Source organism: Barnesiella sp. CU968, assembly GCF_905219685.1.
Lineage (GTDB): Bacteria > Bacteroidota > Bacteroidia > Bacteroidales > Muribaculaceae > Lepagella > Lepagella muris_A.
In genome coordinates this window covers 1-3,118 of record NZ_CAJMXD010000344.1, presented here as the reverse complement: position 1 = coordinate 3,118, position 3,118 = coordinate 1, and the positions used below count along the sequence as shown (strand labels likewise).

Sequence of the window (3,118 nt, the reverse complement as noted above, 5' to 3'; positions counted from 1 at the left end):
CAAATAGCAAATTGCCATCCAACTCTTGACCTCGAATTTGATTAACACTTTTTAAGAGACACTAGTGAAGCCGCTTCTAATTTTCAGAGGTTGAATTTGAACAGATTTGAAATAGATTGTTATATATTAAAACTAATGATATTCCCGATATGTCAAAAACAGACAAAATGAACTTAAAGGAGGAAGCTCTCGCGTATCATGAGGCGTGGACTCCCGGTAAAATTGAGGTTGTTCCAACCAAGCCCTATGCCAACCAACATGACCTTTCTCTGGCGTATTCACCAGGTGTCGCATATCCTTGCAAGGAGATAGAGCGCGAATCCGGTATGGCATATAAATATACAGGCAAGGGGAATCAGGTCGCAGTCATTTCCAATGGCACGGCGGTTCTTGGTCTTGGTGATATAGGCGCTTTGGCAGGAAAGCCGGTGATGGAAGGAAAGTCACTTCTTTTCAAGATTTTTGCAGGGATTGATTCTTTTGACATCGAAATAGATGAAAAAGATCCGGATAAACTCGTGGAAATAGTAAAGGCGATAAGTCCTACATTCGGTGGTATCAACCTTGAGGACATCAAGGCACCGGAATGTTTCAGGATTGAAGAGCGTCTTAAAAAAGAGTGTGATATTCCGGTCATGCATGATGACCAGCACGGCACAGCAATTATCTCCGGTGCGGCTTTGATCAACGCTGTGGAAGTGCAGAAGAAACGTCTTGAGGATATAAAACTTGTGATAAACGGTGCCGGGTCTGCGGCTATAAGCTGTGCAAGATTATATATAAGACTTGGAGTGAAACGTGAGAATCTTGTCATGTGTGATTCGAAAGGAGTGATTCGTGATGACCGGCAGGATATAAATGTACAGAAGAGGGAGTTCGCCACTGCCCGTGATCTGCATACGCTTTCGGAGGCTATCATCGATGCAGATGTGTTTGTCGGTCTCAGCGTGGCGAATGTGCTGACTCCGGTCATGCTGAACTCTATGGCACCGAATCCTGTTGTTTTCGCGCTTGCTAATCCGGAACCCGAAATATCCTACGAACTTGCCAAGTCAACACGGTCAGATCTTGTAATGGCAACAGGACGCAGCGATTATCCGAATCAGGTAAACAATGTGCTCGGTTTCCCTTATATATTCCGAGGTGCGTTAGACAGCAGAGCTTCCGAGATAAACGAAGAGATGAAGATTGAGGCATGCAAGGCTATAGCTGCGCTTGCCAGAGAGAATGTTACCGAAGAGGTTAAAGCCGCTTACGGAGGAGAAGACTTTTCATTTGGAAAGGATTATATCCTTCCGAAACCGTTTGATACAAGGCTTCTCTATTGTGTAGCCCCTGCAGTTGCCAAGGCTGCAATGGATTCAGGAGTGGCACGTATGCCGATTGCCGATTGGGATGCTTATGGAAAGGAGCTGAAAAAAAGAATGCAGACAGTTGCGAAAGCGTGACACTTATTCAGCATGTGGATTAGAGCGTTCCTTAAAATTCCGGTATCGCAGGAATTTTAAGGAACGCGTTCTAACGAGATGGCAGTCTGTCATTTCGTTTTTTTGAAAAGTAAGTGTTGGAAATTTAAATAAGCACTGCATTTACTTATTATAAACTAATTTTCAATACTTACAAATACAGCCGTTTCTTATAGTGATTCGAGGTATTCTTTGGGTGTCATACCGGTGGCTTTCTTAAACATCCTGCTTAAATGCTGAGGATACTCGAAGCCTGATATATAAGCCACTTCCGATACAGATAAACCGGAAGCGAGTTCGTTTTTGATGTGGCGAACCACGAACTGCCGTATTATTGAACTTGCGTTTTCACCTGTGGTTTTTTTTATCAAGTCACTGAAATAGCTTGGAGACATGCACAGCTGTTCGGCGCAGAAGTTGACAGTGGGTATGCCTTCTGTAGTCTGACGGTTATCTGCATAATACATTCTCAACAGTTCCTCGAACTTTGTAAGAATATCTGCATTTGTCAGTTTACGTGTCATGAACTGTCGATTGTAAAATCTATTGCAGAACTTTAGCAAAAGAGAGATATATCCCACAAGAATGTCATTCTGGAAATCATCTCCCGGTCTGTCGATTTCTTCCTCCATTTTATGGAATATCGAGACGATGGTCCGGTGTTCGACATTATTCATATGCAACGCCTCTTTTATTCTATAATCGAAAAAGGAATACTTCTTGATTTCATCCTGAAGGCTTGTGCCCCTCAAAAGATCAGGATGGAAAAGCATTGCCCATCCACCAATAGACACAAACTCTCCATTATCCTCTTTGCCTCCGATCTGACCGGGTGCCACACATATTAGCGAGCCATCCTTATAGTCATATTTACCACATCCATATACAAGGTCAAGATTATTGTTGTCCTGAAGAAAGATTCCATAAACACCATAACTGTTCAGGCTATGTCGTATCGGAGAAATCCGTGAATATTCTATTACAGATACAAGAGGATGCCTGTCTGTATGACCGAGGTACCGGCTGTAGTCTGACGGGGTGTTTACTTTGAGAATCTTTGGCATGATATGGTATTGTAATAAAAAACCGTTAAAAAATTAGTCAAGAAAGTGTTGTGCTGCAAAAATAAGGATATATTTCGAAAAAGATGGCATTATGCACTAAAATATTGGTATGACATCATAAAATTAGAGCACATACATAATTGCGGTAATGACTAATTTTGCACCTGAACTATTTTTAAGATTTATGGAAAGTAAGATTGTATTGTCAGAAAATACGACATACGCCAAGTATTTCATAGGCAACAGCTATCTTGCACAGATTTCAGAAGCTCAGGTTTCGTTTGCCAATGTGACATTCGAGCCGGGATGCCGCAACAATTGGCATATCCATAAAGCTGATAACGGAGGTGGTCAGATGCTTGTCGGCGTAGCCGGACGCGGATGGTATCAGGAAGAAGGCAAACCTGCTGTCGAGATACTCCCCGGCACTGTAATCCATATCCCCGCCAATGTCAAACACTGGCATGGTGCGGCAAAATACCGTGTTGAGAACATCTGGCTGGAACCTGTATCAGTCAACATTCAAGAACGAAGTGCAAAAATTTCGTTCTGAATAGCCCTACAAATTTTTGACGTTCGAGACTTAAT

1 protein-coding gene and 2 pseudogenes are annotated in these 3,118 nt (G+C 42.5%); 2 read left to right on the top strand and 1 reads right to left on the bottom strand.

Annotation, left to right across the window (positions count from 1 at the left end; translation table 11 throughout):
• Positions 1 to 167 precede the first annotated feature (167 nt).
• Positions 168 to 1,427 (top strand): annotated as a pseudogene (locus tag JX312_RS11210) (malic enzyme-like NAD(P)-binding protein); the annotation flags it as partial.
• 209 nt (positions 1,428 to 1,636) lie between these two features.
• Here the strand turns inward: JX312_RS11210 and JX312_RS11205 are convergent.
• Complete coding sequence (locus JX312_RS11205; protein ID WP_204458058.1) at positions 1,637 to 2,530, bottom strand: AraC family transcriptional regulator; 894 nt, start codon at positions 2,528 to 2,530, stop codon at positions 1,637 to 1,639.
• A gap of 211 nt (positions 2,531 to 2,741) precedes the next feature.
• Between JX312_RS11205 and JX312_RS11200 the strand changes: the two are divergent.
• A pseudogene (locus JX312_RS11200) lies at positions 2,742 to 3,083 on the top strand (cupin domain-containing protein); the annotation flags it as partial.
• Positions 3,084 to 3,118: the final 35 nt, after the last annotated feature.